Source organism: Thalassomonas actiniarum, assembly GCF_000948975.2.
Lineage (GTDB): Bacteria > Pseudomonadota > Gammaproteobacteria > Enterobacterales > Alteromonadaceae > Thalassomonas > Thalassomonas actiniarum.
The window spans coordinates 2992895-3009031 of sequence record NZ_CP059735.1 but is presented as its reverse complement, the minus strand read 5'-3'; the positions used below and the strand labels follow the sequence as shown (position 1 = coordinate 3009031).

Genomic DNA, 16137 nt, shown 5'->3' with positions numbered 1-16137 from the left:
TTAAGTTCAGAATTTAACACTACGAAAAGTAGGGATAAACGTGAATAGCAAATTAACTCCATTGTTTCCCATCAGTTCACTGGTAAGCCTGATGTTTGCCTCCCTGTTAAACCTGTTCTGCGCATCGGCACAAGCGCAGACACCAACACCGGAACGACAGCAAGAGCTGCTCCATCTGCTCAGGCAAGACTGCGGCTCCTGTCACGGTATGACTCTCAAAGGGGGCCTGGGGCCTGCGCTGTTGCCAGAAGATCTTGAACAAAAGCCCCTGGCGCTGATCAACAACGCCATACTGTTTGGCCGCCCCGGCACGGCGATGCCTCCCTGGCAAGGCATGTTAACCGAACAGGAAACCTTATGGTTAAGCCAACAACTCAAACATGGAACACACGCCCAAATGACTGAAAAGGCAGAAAAATAAATGAGCATAAACATCAAGTCAGTGAAAAAAACCTTAGCTTGCGCCCTGGTATTAACCTCAGCTTTAGCCTTACAGGCCTGCAGTCAAAATGCCATGATGCCTTCGAAATATCTGCGCGCCACCGGCGATCTCGGAGTATTGATAGAGCGCGCCACCGGCCAGGTGAAAATAGTCAACCACAGTAATAATACTGCCCTCAGCGAAATCGACGGCCTGGGAGATTTATCCCATGCCTCAATAGTCTTTTCCCGCGATGAACGTTACGCCTATGTTTTTGGCCGTGACGGCGGCCTCACCAAAGTCGATTTACTCACCGACAAAATAGCTAAACGCGTTATACAATCGGGCAACAGCATAGGCGGCGCCATCAGTCAGGACGGCAAGCTGGTCGCCGTTTCCAACTATACCCCCGGGGGCGTGAAAATCTTTAACAGCGAAACCCTGGAGCTGGTCGCGGAAATTCCCGCCTCGGTACTCACCGCCAAGCCGAAAAATAAAGACGGCAGCCCGGTGCGCTCTAAAGTGGTGGGGTTAGTCGACGCCCCCGGCCATAAATTTGTCTTCAGCTTATTTGACAGCCATGAGATCTGGGTGGCAGATATGTCCGGCCCCGAGCTCAAGCTCACTAAACATGAAGATATCGGCCTGTTTCCCTATGATGCCCTGATGAGCCCGGACGGCCGTTATTATATTGCCGGTTTATTCGGCGAAGACGGCATGGCTATGCTGGATTTATGGCATCCGGAAAAAGGCGTAAGCCGGATTTTAAAAGATTACGGTAAAGGCGATAAGAAACTGCCGGTCTATAAAATGCCGCACCTGGAAGGCTGGGCCATGACCCAAGACTTTGCCTTTGTCCCGGCCGTGGGCCAACACAAGGTACTGGTGGTCGATTTAAAAACCTGGCAACAGGTGGCGGAAATAGATGTCCACGGCCAGCCGATTTTTGTGATGGCGCAGCCGGATAACCGCCAGATCTGGGTAAACTTTGCCTACCCGTTAAACGACACCATAGAAGTTTACAATACCGAGACCTTCGAACAGGTGAAAAGCCTCAAGCCCGGGCCTGCCGTCTTACATATGGAATTTACGCCAAGGGGCGAAAATGTCTGGATGTCGGTGCGGGATAATAATGAAGTTCAGATCTATGACACCCAAACCCAGGAGTTGTTATCGACCATGAAGGCAAAAAGCCCGAGCGGTATTTTCTTTACCAGCCGTGCCCACCAGATAGGGCTGTGATCATGACATTATCGTTATTACAGCAACAACTGATCAATGAGTGGCAAAAAGGTTTTCCCCTGACCTCATCTCCTTATGCCCAACTGGCTAAGGAGCTGGGCAGCAGCGAAACCGAAGTGCTTGAAGCGCTCAAAGCGCTGGAGCAGGCGGATATCCTTTCCCGCCTCGGCGCGGTATTCGATCATAAAAAGGCCGGCGCCAGCACCCTGGCCGCGCTGATGGTACCCCAAGAAGACCTGGAATATGTTGCACAGATAGTCAATAAATTTGAGCAGGTCAACCATAACTATGCCCGCGAGCATGATTATAACCTCTGGTTTGTGGTCACCGCCGCCGATGACTTTACCCTGCAACGGGTATTAACCCGCATTGAGCAGTTAACCGGACTGGAAGTTTTAGTCTTGCCGATGGAAAAAGCCTTTCATATCGACCTGTCGTTTCACATTGATTTTGACAGCAAACCAGCACTTGCCCGGGTGAGTTAACATGATGCAGACAAGATTATCTAAACCACAAGAACCGATAAACCCGGCGGCTTTGTCCATGCCGTCAGCAACAACAGAGGTAGCACCGGACAGCGAAGCTTTAAACCAGGAGCAACAAAGGGAGTTAAGGGTTTACCTGGAACAGGGTTTGCCCCTGAGCCCCCGCCCCTACCAGGAAATTGCCGCCAGACTTAACACCAGTGAAACCCAAGTGCTCGAGCAAATTCGTCACTGGCAGCAACAAAGCCTGATCCGCCGCCTTGGTCTGGTGGTTAAACACCGACAACTGGGTTATTGCGCCAATGCCATGGTGGTATGGGATATCAGAGACCAAGACGTCAACCGCATTGCCGGGCAACTGTCGGCTCGCCCGGAAGTGTCTTTATGTTACCAGCGCCCGCGCCGCCTGCCCCATTGGACATATAACTTGTTTTGTATGATCCACGGCAAAGACAGAGAGGCCGTGCTCAAGCAAATTAACCTCTTGACCCGAGAGCTGGGGCTCAGCCATATCAACAAAGATGTGCTCTTCAGTTACAAAGCCTTTAAACAGCAAGGGGCGAGATATAGCCAAAGGAAACAGACAGATGACCGAGCTTAAAGAACAAACCCCAGGCTTGAAGCAAACAGATGATCGGCATCGGGGAGCAGCGCTCACCTTTGACCCGTTAGACAAGGCGCTGATCAATTTATTGCAACGGGGCTTGCCGGTATGTGAAAGGCCTTTTGCCAGTGTCGCCGATGCCCTTAATACCACAGAGCAAGCCGTACTTTCCCGCCTTAATAACTTATTAGAGCAAGGGGTATTGTCCCGTTTTGGTCCTATGTATGATGCCGCTTGCCTTGGCGGCGCCTTTACCCTGGCCGCCATGGCCGTCCCCGAAGCCGAGTTTGAGCAGGTTGCCGAAGCCGTTAACGGCTTTGAACAAATAGCACACAATTATCAGCGCAACCATCAACTGAATATGTGGTTTGTTATCGCCACCGAAAATGAAGCAGAAATAGCGACCGTAATCGAACAAATAGAAATCAAAACCGGGATCCCGGTATTAAATGTCCCGAAACTGGAGGAATTCTATGTCGGACTCTATTTACCCATTTAACACCCGGACATCAGAGCCCAAAAAACACAGCTCCCGGGAATTGTCTGCACTGGAGCGCCAATATGTCTTGCTGACACAAGACGGTTTACCCCTGGTGGCCCGGCCTTATCACACCCTGGCACAGCAACTTGAGATCCCGGTTGCTCAGGTCTTGGCCATGACGGAGGATTTATTGGCCCGCGGCGTTATTCGCCGGATCGCCGCCGTACCCAACCATTATAAATTAGGTTACCGCTTTAACGGCATGACGGTATGGGATGTCAGGGACGACGCGGCACGTGAATTTGGCGAGGCGGTGGGCAAACTCGACTTTGTCAGCCACTGCTACCTCAGGCCCAGACACCTGCCCCACTGGAATTATAACCTGTTTGCCATGGTGCATGGCCGCAGCGAAAGCGATATCGAGCAGTACCGGGCGCAAATAAAACAGCTGCTGGCCGAAGTGCTGCAGCACCATCCGGCGGATGAAAACCAGCCGACGAATGGTTTAAAGAGCAACGACATGCTCACCAGTACCCGTATCCTGAAAAAAACCGGTTTACGCCTGAAAAAGCAAGCACAAAAAAAACCGGTTGACCAGCCGTGAAAAACAACGGAGATTAATTATGTTCAGAATTTCCCAGTTACTAAAAACCTTAACCCATGATATGCCGGTCGCCCCGAAGCGTAATATGCCGGGACCCGTGGTGATCTGGAATTTGATCCGCCGCTGCAACCTAAGTTGCCGCCATTGTTATTCAACCTCTTTAGACATAGATTTTAAAGACGAACTTTCCACCGGGCAAATCAAGGCCACCATAGACGATTTAAAAGTGGCCCATGTGCCGGTATTGATCCTCTCAGGCGGCGAGCCGCTGTTGCGTCCGGATATCTTTGAAATCAGCGACTATGCCAAAAGCAAGGGCTTTTATCTGGCCCTGTCCACCAACGGCACCTTGATCAATGAAGACAATATCGATGCCATCAAAGCCGCCGATTATCAGTATGTCGGGATCAGCATCGACGGCCTGGAAAGCTTCCACGACCATTTCCGCCGCCAAATCGGCAGCTACAAAAGCTCAATGAAAGCAATAGAGCTGTGCAAGCAGGCCGGTATCAAGGTCGGCATGCGTTTATGCCTGACCAAAGATAACTTTGACGACCTGTCGGCACTGCTCGATATCATGGAAAAAAAAGGCGTGGATAAATTTTACCTGTCCCACTTGAACTATTCCGGGCGCGGCAAACGCAGCGCGCAAAATGATGCCATGTTCAAGATGACCAAAGATGCGATGGAAATCCTGTTTGAACGGGCCTGGTCGCATATCGAGCAGGGCATAGACAGTGACTTTGTCACCGGCAATAACGATGCCGACGGCCCGTTTTTACTGCAATGGGCACAAAAGAAATTCGGTAATGTCCATCCGCAGCGGGTGGAAAACTTACGGCAAAAGCTGATCCAGTGGGGCGGCAATGCTTCCGGAGTCAATGTCGCCAATATCGACAATACCGGTACCGTGCACCCGGATACTTACTGGTGGGATCATGCCCTGGGCAATGTTAAAACCGGCAAATTCTCCGAGATCTGGAAAAATACCCAAGACCCGTTAATGTTGGGTTTTCGCCAAAGCCCGCGCCCGGTAAAAGGCCGCTGTGCCCGTTGCCAATACCTTAATATCTGCGGCGGCAATACCCGCACCCGGGCCTTTGCCCAAACCCGGGATCCCTGGGCGGAAGATCCCGGTTGTTACCTGGAAGACCTGGAAATAGGGCTTGAGGCTAAGTCCGTAGCCAATAAGCAAATCCCTGTAGTAGTAGTTTAAAAAAGCGAGTGTGAGCAAGATGACGATATTAAATAAAAAAATCAGCCAAACCCCTTTTAACGGCGGGGAAGTCGCCCTGGTAGGCTCAGGCCCCGGCGATCCGGAATTATTAACCTTAAGAGCCCTGAGATTTATCGAGCAGGCAGAGGTCACCGTTTATGACCGCCTGGTCAGCGAAGAAATTATGGCCCTGCTGCCACAGGAAAATGAAAAATATTATGTCGGCAAAGAGCAAGCCAAACATTGCGTGCCCCAGGATAAAATCAATGAGCTCCTGCTCGACCTTGCCAGGCAAGGCAAGCGGGTATTACGCCTGAAAGGCGGCGATCCCTTCATCTTTGGCCGCGGCGGTGAAGAAGCACAGTATTTACTGGAAAACGGTATCAGCTGCCATACCTGCCCCGGGATCACCGCGGCATCCGGCTGTACCACCTATGCCGGCATCCCCCTCACCCACCGCGGCGTCGCCCAGGGCTGTACCTTTATCACCGGCCATATGCAAAATAACGGTCAGCTTAACCTGCCGTGGCAAAGCCTGGCCTGCGACAGCCAGACCATAGTCTTTTATATGGGCATCAATACCCTGCCCGTTATCACCGAGCAGCTGATCAAACACGGCAGAAGAGCAGACACCCCGGTTGCCCTGATCCGAAAAGGCACCCGGGAGGATCAGGAAGTCTACCGCGGCATATTAAGCACCCTGCCACAGTTGGCGCAAAAACATAAGATCACCCCGCCAACCCTGATCATCATCGGCGATGTCGTCAATGAATTAACCAGCGAAGCTGTCAGCATCCCCGGTTTTTTATCGGCAGATGAGTATGCAGCACGCCTGGACAATGCCGACCTGGTGAAATACGCCTGATCTGAGCGGGCTCACAGTCACAGCACTAAGGCCGTTCGCGGCCTTTTTCGCGACGGATATTGCTGACAGCCCCGCGCGATGGCACAGCTCACAGGCAAAAAACATCAACGTTTACAGCCCTGTACCAGCAGCATGATGAGCTTTATCAGCGATCGGGGAAAATAGTACTGAGGTTAAAAAAGAATTAAAACAGGAGAATTTGACCGTCTTACCCGCAAAAAAGCCGGCAATACCGATTTGCACGTAAAATCAGAAAATTAAATCAGCAGACAAGCTGTTCAGGGAAAGATACCCCGGGTCGGGGAAACCGGACCCGGTGCATACCAGAGATTAATTGGCTTTAGCGGCCTGTTCTTCAGTGACCATTTCATATTCATAATGAAAAGCCCTGTGTGGACGGCCTGAATCACCGATGATCTCAACCGTAGTTGATCTTGGACCAACCAGAACGGCGTCAAACTCTTTACCCTTTACGCAGCCGTCTTCTGCACCACCAAAAATATCGCAAGTTAATTTAATTCGCATAGCTTCTTTTCAATTAGATAACAACAGATAGCTGACAATTATATCACAGATATGCCTGCAACGAAAAGGGGCTAAAAACGAGATTTATTGATCTGCTCCCGGGGAAACAGCAATAACCATAAATAATTTAAAGTATATTTTTCCTGATCTTAGCGCTTAACGGCTGGTTTTTACTGAAAGAGCAAAAAGAACTGGCAATAACGACTCAATAACACGGCTCAAAAAATACATTCGCTGCATCTATTGCCATTGCCGGCAAATAGCCCTTCGTCATCGCCAAATATCGTTATACACTAACAACCGATAACCGAGCCTGTCAGGCAATCCAATAACTAGCTAGGACCTATTTATCTTTGGAGGGGATTAAGATTAAGATAATTCACGGCCAAAGATAAACAGCCCCTGAAATGAAGTGATAAAGCCAAAATGAAAATAACAAACTCACAACGCCTCAAGTTTGCATTGATGACCAGCGACGATGCCCAACTCTTGTTTGAACTGGATCAGGATGTAGAGGTGATGCGCTACATCAACGGCGGTAAAGTCAGCACCATGCAGGAAATCAGGGAAGTCTACGTTCCCAGAATGCAAAGTTATACCAATGAATCACAAGGTTGGGGCCTGTGGAAGGTTGAGATCACACAAACAAATGAATTTATCGGCTGGGTGTTAGTACGGCCGATGGAATTTTTTACCGACTACCCGCAAAATGACAACCTGGAACTGGGCTGGCGTTTTATGCAAAAAGCCTGGGGCAAAGGTTATGCAACCGAAGCCGCACTGAGTATTACCCAGGCCATAGCCGAGCAAACATCAGTCAAATACTTTAGCGCTGTTGCCATGGAAGACAATGCCGGCTCCATTAATATCATGAAAAAACTGGGCATGGAATTCCTTAAAAAAGAGCTGCACAAGGATCCCTTAGGCGATATGGAAGCCGTCTATTACCAGTGTGATGCCAGGTAAGCCCCAGCTTCAAGTAATAACTTCCAGATATCAAACGTTTAATTTTAAACCTTACCCTTTGGTTTAAGAAGCAATCGCCTCATCCCCTGCCCGGGCTTTGTTCTGCCCGCTCAGGGGAAAATCAGTGCCGGTATTCCCGGACAGCATTCGCAGTTATTTCAACTATAATTTCATCAAAGCTGCAAGGCATCGGCTTTGGATTTTAACCCCCTCTCCCCTTGCAAACATTTGCCTTTTGGAGATGTATGATGAAAATACAAAATAAGCGCATCGTGATCTGTTGTGACGGTACCTGGAATACCCCGGATAAGCCCACCAATGTTGTCAAGATCGTTCGCTCCCTCACCCCCTATGGCAAGGATGGCAAAAACCAGGTGGTTTTTTATGATCAGGGCGTGGGCACCTACAATGCCTCAGATCGCATGATGGGCATATTCGGTAAAGGTATCGGGCAAAACATTATCGATGCCTATCGTTTTATTGCCCACAACTACCAGGAAGGAGATGACATCTACTGCTTCGGCTTCAGCCGCGGCGCCTATACCGTCAGGGCCCTTGGCGGCATGCTGCATACGGTTGGCTTATTGCCTAAAGACGAGCTGCATACCCTGCCCCGGGCCTATAAGTATTACCGCACCCCACCCCACAAACGGGAATACCAGCGCTATTCCCACTATCCTAAGCCGGAAATAGCAGTCATGGCGGTATGGGATACGGTCGGGGCCTTGGGCGTGCCAATTCCTTTCCTGGGTCAATTAACCAAACCCTGGGTAGGATTTTTTGACACCCGCTTGACGCCGGAAATCAAACACGCCTACCAGGCGCTGGCCATCGATGAAAAGAGGCCCCCTTTCAAACCGGCTTTGTGGACCGGAAGCAGCCATCCGGGGCAGACGGTTGAACAGGTATGGTTTTCCGGCTGCCATAGTGATATTGGCGGCGGCTATGATGAGTCCAGTTTATCGGATATCAGCTTGTTGTGGATGATCCAGAAAGTTGCCTTGTTAGGACTGGATTTTGACCAGAGCTATCTCAAAGACAAATCAAAAGTCGATGCCAATGTCTGTGGGCGCATGCATGACTCCTACAGCCTGCCTTACCGGTTAATGGAGCGCCTCGGCGCCAAAGCAGAAACCCGCTCCCTCGAAGGAGAGCTTGATTATCCCGCCATTAATGTCTCTATTCATGAAAGCGTGCTTGAGCGACTCAAAAAAGTCGAAGACTACCAGCCGGAAAATCTGCATGAAAGCTGGTCTTTTGCCCGCAACGACGAAAGGCGGCACTTCTCCCGCATCATCACCAGCCAGCTCACCGGAGAAATCCAAATAGATCAGCAACAAACCCCTTGCAAAATATTGGATTATTCTCCTTTAGGCGGCGCCCGGGTGCAATGTGACAATGAATTGGATAAGCTGGAGAAGATCACCATAAGCTCGGCAAAATTTGCCAAAACCCTGGCGACCTGCGCCTGGAAAAAAGACAATATCTACGGTCTGAATTTCGCAGCATAATTTACGAGATGTTAAGCAAAAGTTGGCCTGTGCCTTAAGAACAGCATTTGCAAGATCAGTAGCTTAACGCTTTTATCCCGCCAGGGGCCAAGAACAAATCAACCCTGTCAAAAGCCCCACGGACGGGACAAAGTTGACAACGCAAGCGCCGCAACCACTCGCGACGCTTGCAAAAAGCAGCTTACTTGGCCATTAACTGCTTGACAAGTTCCTGTCCCAACTCGGCATTTTCAGAAGACCCTTCAAGGGCATTACGGGTATCCTGAATAAGTTGCTGCATATTATCTTTAATGGTTTCCGAGTCACTTAGCTGATGTTGTACCTGGGCGATGGTGGACTCCACCAGGCTAGAGCTCGACGTCGACAAGGCCACTAATGATTGCAGGTTTTCCATGGTGGTACCGGCAATCTCGACACTCGAATCAATAATACCCGAAACTTGCTTTTGCTTATCGATAATAGAAGAGGAAATATCCATGATGTTTTTCATTTCATTTTGGATCTGATCCGCCGACTGGTTGGCGGTATTAGCCAGGGAGCGCACTTCATCTGCCACCACGGCAAAACCCCGGCCATGCTCGCCTGCACGTGCCGCTTCAATCGCCGCATTTAAAGCCAATAAATTGGTTTGATCGGCAATACCTTTAATGGACTCCACCAATTGCCCGATATTTTTATTGTTTTCATCCAGGCTCACCAATAATTCGGTAAATTCCCGAATATATTGTGCCGAGGTCATCACATTCTGACTAAGATCTTCAAGCTGTTTAATGCCCTGTTCAGAAGTTTCTGCGGTATCTTTTGCTGATTTGAAAGAATCATGGGAGGTTTGTTCAATGCTTTCGGACTGTTCAATAAAGGACTGGATCAGCTGATAGTTATCTTCAACTTGTGCCAGGCGGTTCGACGAAGCCTGGTTGACCTTTTGCGCATTGTCGGTGATCTGCCGGGCAATATCTAAGGCGCCGCTTTGTTCAAGTTGCTCAACTAACTGCGCTTTGGCCATCAAATCGGCTAATTCATCTTTCGCGATCAAGGCCTGATCGGCGGGAATATTATTACTGTTAAATAGATTAAACATTAGAAAGCCTTATAAGTTAATAAGTTGAGTTATTTATTTTCCAAGTTCATCATAGTATCTACACTGGCATAGGTGGAGACGCAATAAGGAACACAGTAGGTCAGCAGGATTTGGATATAGTTGCCCAATGCCAACTGCCCTGAAAGGAAAACATCCAGTTGGTTTATCATCACTAAGATAGTGCCGACAATTAATGCGACCTTTAAAGAACGTGTTATCACTTTGGCTCTCGTTGCCAGATGAAACCAATGTATGAAGCTACTGCCGGAAGTTTTCATAAACATCGCATAAAGTTAAAGTAAACATTCAGACCAAGGGAACCACGAGTATAGAGAAAAATATCTGCCGGCTCACCAAATAAATCGCTGTTTCGTAAAAATATTATTTTCTTCCTCTGGAGTGATAAAATCAATTGCCGCAGTTTTTATCACTTTTTCACCGCCTGCATATGCCGGATAGCAGTAAACAAATTTTGCAATATCACGGGCAATAAAAGCCAGCATCCCAATAATTTTAGCTGGTTTTCACTGTCCGGGCAGAGCAAATCAGACTTGATTTGCTGATGGTGCAACAAAAGGGATAGAAAATGCGCTAGCTGGCGATGGCAGAGTTCGGGTTTATCTACCAGTATTTTTATGCTAACCGGGGAGTTTTTGGCAGCAAGCGCCTGACGGTAAAGAAAAAATACCGCAAATAAGAGAAGTCGAAACCGGTACAGCCATGATGTCTCAAACAGTCTTAAGAAGGGAAACTTTAGCGCATAACCTTAAGTTATGCGCCTAAAGAAGGTCAGCAGAAGAGGCTTCCTTGCTCCGCCATAGCCAGTATCGCTATTCGTTGGAGCGATAAAACCTGAACTATTTATCGCCGTTAATGCTTAATGCCATGGCTTCTGCCACTTTTATGCCGTCAATGGCGGCAGACATGATGCCCCCGGCATAACCGGCTCCTTCTCCTGCGGGGAAAAGTCCACGGGTGTTGAGGCTCTGCAAGCTATCGTCACGTTTGATACAGATAGGGGAAGAAGTCCGGGTTTCCACGCCGGTCAGGGTAGCTTCATCCATGGCAAAACCTTTGATCTTGCGGTTAAAAGCCGGTAAAGCTTCACGGATGGCATCGATACAATAACCAGGTAAAACACCCGACAGGTCCGTTAACTTGATACCGGGTTTATAGGAAGGTTCAACCTCCCCTAAAGCCTCTGAAGATTCGCCTTTAAGGAAATCTCCCACCAACTGCGCCGGCGCGTCATAATTTTCACCACCAAGCTTAAAGGCAGCGCTTTCCAGTTTGCGCTGAAAGTCTATACCCGCCAGCGGGTGTCCCGGATAGTCTGAAGGGTCAATACCGACAACTATGGCGCTGTTGGCATTCATTTCGTTGCGGGAATACTGGCTCATGCCATTGGTGACGACACGGTTTTCTTCGGAAGTCGCCGCAACAACAGTGCCCCCCGGGCACATACAGAAACTATACACTGAGCGGCCATTGTTACAGTGATGCACCAGCTTATAATCGGCAGCCCCCAAGGTGGGATGACCAGCAAATTCGCCATAATAATTCTTATCTATCAGGGATTGCTTGTGTTCTACCCGAAAACCCACAGAAAACGGTTTAGCTTCAACATAAACCCCCTTGTCGTGGATCATCTCAAAGGTATCCCGGGCACTATGCCCTATGGCCAGGGCAATATGTTTTGACTTAATCTGCGATCCGTCCGCCAAGGTCAAGCCGGTTACCTGGCCATCTTCCAGGTGCAGATCATCCACCCGGGCACCGAAACGGATTTCACCGCCCAGGGCGATAATTTTGGCACGCATTTTTTCCACCATAGACACCAGTTTAAAAGTACCGATATGGGGTTTACTGACATAGAGAATTTCTGCGGGCGCACCGGCGTCAACAAATTCATTTAACACTTTGCGGCTGTAGTGCTTTTTATCTTTGATTTGCGTTGACAGCTTGCCGTCGGAGAAAGTACCGGCTCCGCCTTCGCCGTACTGTACGTTGGACTCAGTATTAAGCTGTTTCTTACGCCAGAAACCAAAAGTATCTTTGGTGCGCTCGCGCACTTCTTTACCCCGATCGAGAATAATAGGTTTATAACCCATTTCCGCTAAAATCAGGCCAACAAAGATACCGCAGGGGCCAAAGCCCACCACCACAGGGCGCTCTTGCAGATCTTCGCTTGCCTGTGCGACAAACTTATACGCCATATCCGGTGTTTTTCTGATGTTCGGATCCCAGTCAAACTTTGCCAGCAACTCATCGTCAATCGTGGTTTCCACATCCAGGGTGTACATCAGAAAAATCGATTTTTTATTCCTGGCATCTATCCCGCGGCGAAAAACGGTGGTGTTGACCAGTTGCTCCGGGCTGATTTTCAGGCAGGATAAAACCTGGGCATCCAATGCTTCCTGGCTATGCTCTAAGGGTAATTTGATGTTCGATATTCGTATCATCCGGGAATTCCAGTCATGTAAATCTTATCTTTGCTAAGCTGGGCAGGCCTGTTTGTCTCGGGCAATTTTTACAGCTTAAGTCGTACAGATCCACCCGGCGTATATTTTCGGCTAAGCTGATACTCAATGTCACACTTGTGTGCTATTTAGAGATAACTCAGGGCACACAGGACGGGCAAATAGCCGACGAACAGGTTAACAGCGGGGATCCGGGGCGCATTCTACTGCAAAAGCGCCGTTTGCGGAAATACTTTTCGCCCGGGCCTTATATGCCCGGCATGAATAATTTTATCATAGGCATTGAAATTACCCCGATAACGGGTATGATCTCGCCGCCTAAGCGGATAGTGGATAACTTGTCAGTTTAAACGGCGGAGTTGGCGGAGAAAATCATGGCGTTTGTAGTAACAGATAATTGTATAAAATGTAAATATACCGACTGTGTTGCGGTCTGTCCCGTGGATGCCTTTCACCAGGGGCCTAATTTTTTAGCCATCAACCCCAATGTCTGTATCGATTGCGAGTTATGTGTGCCGGAATGCCCCGCCGAGGCCATTTTCCAGGAAGAAGCCCTGCCACAAGGCCAGGAACAATTCCTACAGTTAAATGAAGAGCTGAGTGAGATCTGGCCGGTGATCACCGAAGTGATTCCGCCGCCTGAAGATGCCGACAAGTTCAACGGTATCGCCAATAAATTGCCGCAGCTGATGGTATGATCCCCTGTGCTTAAGATAACCCTTGCATCGGCGTCAACCCGAGAATTTTTGCCAGGAGCATGCCTTTTTCCGTTAATTGCGCCTGGTTGAGTTCAAAAGTCATGGGAAGCTCCTTTTCTCGGTCTTGAGCAAAGACTGGGATAAAATTACGAAAATTTAAGCTTGTTAGCAGAATTAGATAGACTCTATCGCGCTGCCCGGGTAAACCCGAAGGAAATTCAAGCATTAATCAGCTTCCCCTTAAACGATAATGCCCACAGATACCGCCTGGCGTCCGGGAGAGCCCGCAAAAATACCGCTATTGGCGCCAGGCTGCTGACAAACATCTGATTGTGCTTAATACTAATTTATCTGTACCGAGCCCCCTTTGATGCGGTTGGCAAATTGCGCCCGGCTTAACAGGTTGGTACCGCTCAGCAAAATTTTGCCATTTTTTTTCAAGGTGATGCTTGCCTCGCCACATTTTAATACCAGTTCATTTTTTGCCGTTAATACCAGCCGTTTGTCGTCAAGCTTTAATTCGAGCGGTTTATGCTGCCCTTTAGACACCTCAGCCGGCTCAGTGCTTAGTTCCCTGCCTGATTCTTCACTTAGTTCAGGGCGGTGAAGTTCAAGCAAAGGCCCAATAATCACAGGTTTGAGGGGATCGCCGCCGGTAAACAGCAATGCCAGTTTCTTTCCCAAGTGCTGATGTTCAAGCAGCACAGTTGTTTGGGCAGTCACCGGCTCCTCGGTGGGGTTTTCGCCATAAACGACCAAAGGCTTATCATCGGACGAGAAGCCGACCAATACGCCGATGACCACACCGTGTAAGGCTTGCTTTTGCCCTTTTTCATTGATCAACTCTTGCATCTTTGCCTCCGTAAGCACGGCTACAGGCCGGTTAATTTTGGGTGATTTTAGCCCCTTTGATAACAACATTGCCGCCAGCCTTAATATTGACTTTACCGCTGGCATCCAGGGTAATATTCTTACCCTTAACCGTGATATCGCCATTTTTTTTCATCACAAGTTTTGCATCGCCGGTAACCACGGCAATTTCATCACCGGCAGAAATGACAATTCTTTTCTCAACCTGCTGCTGGTAGTCTTTGCCGACGCTTAGTTTCTGGCTTTTTTCATAGTGTTCAATGACCTCTCCAGACACCGTCACAGACTTATCCTTGTCCACGCTTTCTGTCAAATTTTTACCCACGGTTAAGGTTCGGTTGGCGCCTATAGTAATGGTTTCATTTTTGTCGATATTTTCATTATTATCTTTCGCTACGCTTAAACTACGGTTTTCCCCGATACTGACACTTTCATTTTTTGCCACCGATTCGCTGCGGTTATTGCCTATGGTGATAGTCTCATCGTTGCCGACACTTTCACTACGGTCATTACCTATGGTAACCGTTTCATCATGGTCAATATTCTTTTCCATGTCATGCTGGCCGTGCAGCAAAATAAGCTCGCTGTCTTTACTGTCATCAAACATCAAAGTGTTGTCGCCGCTGCCTTTGGGGGTACTGCGGGATTTTAAACCGCTCACCATAGCCTTTGCCGGCAGGGAATTCGGGCTTTTATTTTGACCGTTATAGACCCTGCCGGTAATAATCGGCCGGTCGGGATCTCCGCCGAGAAATTCAACGATAACTTCCTCGCCGATGCGGGGAATGTCGATACCACCAAAGCCGCTGCCGGCATGTACCTGGGATACCCGGATCCAGCAAGAGCTGTTCTCGTCATTTGCTCCCTGACGATCCCAATGAAATTGCACTTTTACCCGGCCTAATTCGTCGGTCCAGATCTCTTCACCGCTTTTCCCCACCACCACGGCCGTTTGCGGGCCATACATAATAGGTTTTTTTACCTTGATATCCGGGCGAAAAGTGGTATCAGCCGGGATCGCCATAAACTGGCAGCGATAAACATCTTGCCCTTCATCGGCGCTGTCGGCTTTAAAATCATCATTTTCTATGGCTAAGGTCGCAGAAACCGCAAGGTAATCGCGGTTTTGCTGCTCCCTGAAATACTCGGTTAAGTTAAAAACACTGCCGGCGGTGAGCAGCCTGTGATTGCTGGCACCGGATACGGTTTCAAAACGCTTGTTTTCGCTTTCCATCAGCAAACGGGTATAGTTATCCCCCAAAGATCTTTGCTGGTATTTCCCCGGATAACGAAAACGTTCAAATGCCGATAATGACGGCAAAACCGGGTCACTGGCCAGGGTTTCGAGATTTTTTACCGGCGAGTGATAGTCATAATCGGTTCTTCTGATCCCGCCGCTGCACACTTTTTTATGCTGCTGCCATTGCTCAATAAAGGCACTTTGTCGCTGCTGGCGGCGATATTCGGTTGCCCGGTAATGTATATCGCCAATTTTCTCCAGCGAGCTGTTCTCGTCCACCAGCACCAGAATATGATTATTTTCACTGTGTTTAAAAAAATAAAAGATCCCTTCCTGCGCCAGCAAGCGCGAGATAAAATCAAAATCGCTTTCATTAAACTGCACCACATAATCTTTGGCGGGATATGAACCGCTCAAATGATCTTCAACATCGGAAAACCCCAGTTCATCAAACACCGTTTTAATGATCTGCGGGTAACTTTGTTTTTGGAAAATACGGCAATTTTCACTGAGATTCAGCAGCCAGAGCCAGGGACGAATTTCGGCAAAATACCTGAACTGATCGCCATATGGCTCCATTTGATAAAATTCAGTCACATAACCATTGATATAACGCGGGCTGCCGTCGGCGGTGGCAATCGAGACCGTGACACTTTTCGCCAGCAACTCATCACTGTTGATGCTGTTATCTTCACTGAAAAGTTCTAATTTATAATGGAAAGGGGCGGCTAAGGCTTCAACGCCCTGCAACTTATATAATAAAAGTTTATCGGCCGCCAACGGGGTGCTGATGGCAAACTGCCGCTTGCTTTGAGTCGCCAAAATACTGTCCTTTATTTACCGGTGGC

The 16137-nt window shown here is 48.8% G+C and carries 19 protein-coding genes; 12 read left to right on the top strand and 7 right to left on the bottom strand.

The window, feature by feature from the left end:
- The first annotated feature begins 40 nt into the window (after positions 1-40).
- From SG35_RS13155 to cobA, 8 genes are read left to right on the top strand one after another with little or no spacing between them, the layout of a single operon-like run.
- The gene (locus tag SG35_RS13155) at positions 41-421 is read left to right on the top strand and encodes a c-type cytochrome (protein WP_236702707.1); all 381 of its coding nucleotides are present in this window, start codon (positions 41-43) and stop codon (positions 419-421) included.
- Positions 422-1663: a cytochrome D1 domain-containing protein gene (locus SG35_RS13150; protein ID WP_053043419.1), complete on the top strand. Its 1242-nt coding sequence runs from the start codon at positions 422-424 to the stop codon at positions 1661-1663.
- Between the two features lie 2 nt (positions 1664-1665).
- Positions 1666-2148 carry an Lrp/AsnC family transcriptional regulator gene (locus tag SG35_RS13145; protein ID WP_044835762.1) on the top strand — a complete coding sequence of 161 codons (483 nt, stop codon included), beginning with the start codon at positions 1666-1668 and terminating at the stop codon, positions 2146-2148.
- 1 nt (position 2149) lies between these two features.
- Positions 2150-2749: a siroheme decarboxylase subunit beta gene (gene ahbB / locus SG35_RS13140; protein WP_236702706.1), complete on the top strand. Its 600-nt coding sequence runs from the start codon at positions 2150-2152 to the stop codon at positions 2747-2749.
- On the top strand, positions 2736-3251 hold the full coding sequence (locus SG35_RS13135; protein ID WP_084692991.1) for an Lrp/AsnC family transcriptional regulator: 516 nt from the start codon (positions 2736-2738) through the stop codon (positions 3249-3251). Before ahbB (SG35_RS13140) ends, SG35_RS13135 begins: the two co-directional genes overlap by 14 nt.
- Positions 3226-3837 (top strand): siroheme decarboxylase subunit beta, encoded by a 612-nt coding sequence (gene ahbB, locus SG35_RS13130; protein ID WP_160298398.1) that lies wholly within the window; start codon positions 3226-3228, stop codon positions 3835-3837. Before SG35_RS13135 ends, ahbB (SG35_RS13130) begins: the two co-directional genes overlap by 26 nt.
- A gap of 19 nt (positions 3838-3856) precedes the next feature.
- Complete coding sequence (nirJ, locus tag SG35_RS13125) at positions 3857-5053, top strand: heme d1 biosynthesis radical SAM protein NirJ (RefSeq protein WP_053043418.1); 1197 nt, start codon at positions 3857-3859, stop codon at positions 5051-5053.
- 19 nt (positions 5054-5072) lie between these two features.
- Positions 5073-5918 carry a uroporphyrinogen-III C-methyltransferase gene (gene cobA / locus SG35_RS13120; protein WP_044835760.1) on the top strand — a complete coding sequence of 282 codons (846 nt, stop codon included), beginning with the start codon at positions 5073-5075 and terminating at the stop codon, positions 5916-5918.
- 330 nt (positions 5919-6248) lie between these two features.
- Here cobA and SG35_RS13115 read toward each other — a convergent pair whose 3' ends face one another.
- The gene (locus tag SG35_RS13115) at positions 6249-6443 is read right to left on the bottom strand and encodes a hypothetical protein (protein WP_044835759.1); all 195 of its coding nucleotides are present in this window, start codon (positions 6441-6443) and stop codon (positions 6249-6251) included.
- Positions 6444-6869: 426 nt separating this feature from the next.
- On the opposite strand from SG35_RS13115, the gene SG35_RS13110 reads away from it, so the two are divergent.
- Together SG35_RS13110 and SG35_RS13105 are read left to right on the top strand one after the other, a co-directional pair.
- Positions 6870-7409 (top strand): GNAT family N-acetyltransferase, encoded by a 540-nt coding sequence (locus tag SG35_RS13110; RefSeq protein ID WP_044835758.1) that lies wholly within the window; start codon positions 6870-6872, stop codon positions 7407-7409.
- 245 nt (positions 7410-7654) lie between these two features.
- Complete coding sequence (locus SG35_RS13105; RefSeq protein WP_201777841.1) at positions 7655-8920, top strand: DUF2235 domain-containing protein; 1266 nt, start codon at positions 7655-7657, stop codon at positions 8918-8920.
- A gap of 181 nt (positions 8921-9101) precedes the next feature.
- Here the strand turns inward: SG35_RS13105 and SG35_RS13100 are convergent, their stop codons facing one another.
- The 4 genes from SG35_RS13100 to SG35_RS13085 all read right to left on the bottom strand — a co-directional run bounded on the left by SG35_RS13100 (position 9102) and on the right by SG35_RS13085 (position 12463).
- Entirely contained in the window at positions 9102-9926 is an 825-nt protein-coding gene (locus tag SG35_RS13100) for a methyl-accepting chemotaxis protein (RefSeq protein WP_420794567.1), read from the bottom strand.
- Positions 9927-10030: 104 nt separating this feature from the next.
- The gene (gene nrtS / locus SG35_RS13095) at positions 10031-10222 is read right to left on the bottom strand and encodes a nitrate/nitrite transporter NrtS (RefSeq protein WP_201777840.1); all 192 of its coding nucleotides are present in this window, start codon (positions 10220-10222) and stop codon (positions 10031-10033) included.
- A 129-nt stretch (positions 10223-10351) separates the two neighbouring features.
- Positions 10352-10504, bottom strand: coding sequence for a hypothetical protein (locus SG35_RS13090; RefSeq protein ID WP_160298397.1), 153 nt, complete (start codon positions 10502-10504; stop codon positions 10352-10354).
- A gap of 354 nt (positions 10505-10858) precedes the next feature.
- On the bottom strand, positions 10859-12463 hold the full coding sequence (locus tag SG35_RS13085; protein WP_044835754.1) for an NAD(P)/FAD-dependent oxidoreductase: 1605 nt from the start codon (positions 12461-12463) through the stop codon (positions 10859-10861).
- 137 nt (positions 12464-12600) lie between these two features.
- On the opposite strand from SG35_RS13085, the gene SG35_RS13080 reads away from it, so the two are divergent.
- Positions 12601-12831: a hypothetical protein gene (locus SG35_RS13080; RefSeq protein ID WP_044835753.1), complete on the top strand. Its 231-nt coding sequence runs from the start codon at positions 12601-12603 to the stop codon at positions 12829-12831.
- A 24-nt stretch (positions 12832-12855) separates the two neighbouring features.
- A complete protein-coding gene (gene fdxA / locus SG35_RS13075) occupies positions 12856-13179 on the top strand; it encodes a ferredoxin FdxA (protein ID WP_044835752.1) in 324 nt (107 codons plus the stop codon).
- A gap of 342 nt (positions 13180-13521) precedes the next feature.
- On the opposite strand, the gene SG35_RS13070 is transcribed toward fdxA, so the two are convergent.
- On the bottom strand, positions 13522-14031 hold the full coding sequence (locus SG35_RS13070; RefSeq protein WP_044835750.1) for a DUF6484 domain-containing protein: 510 nt from the start codon (positions 14029-14031) through the stop codon (positions 13522-13524).
- Between the two features lie 31 nt (positions 14032-14062).
- Positions 14063-16111: a type VI secretion system Vgr family protein gene (locus SG35_RS13065; protein WP_053043417.1), complete on the bottom strand. Its 2049-nt coding sequence runs from the start codon at positions 16109-16111 to the stop codon at positions 14063-14065.
- Positions 16112-16137 lie beyond the last annotated feature (26 nt).